The 253-nt window shown below is 67.2% G+C and carries 1 pseudogene; it reads left to right on the top strand.

Going from position 1 to position 253, the window contains the following annotated elements:
- Nucleotides 1-253: pseudogene (locus tag B1790_RS35565) on the top strand (hypothetical protein); the annotation flags it as partial.

Below are 253 nucleotides of genomic sequence, written 5' to 3'. Positions count from 1 at the left end.
CGGAGCGGTCGGTCCGCAAGACCGTCGGGGAGACGCACACCACCTACCGGATCACGTTGTCGAAGGTGGAGGCGGCGAAGTTGGATGCCGCGCTGGATTCGCATCGTGATGCGTTGGTGGCGGCGTGGAAGCGTGACCATGCCGGCGACACCGATATCGACACCGATACCGAATCCGGCGGTGAGGTGTACGGCGGGGCCCGGCACGGGGAGAATCCCGAGGGTCCCTCGGTGCAGGTGCCACCGTTCCCCAC

This window comes from Mycobacterium sp. AT1 (genome assembly GCF_002043095.1).
Classification (GTDB): Bacteria; Actinomycetota; Actinomycetes; order Mycobacteriales; family Mycobacteriaceae; genus Mycobacterium.
The sequence above is the reverse complement of the archived record's forward strand: the minus strand, read 5'-3'. Positions and strand labels throughout refer to the sequence as shown.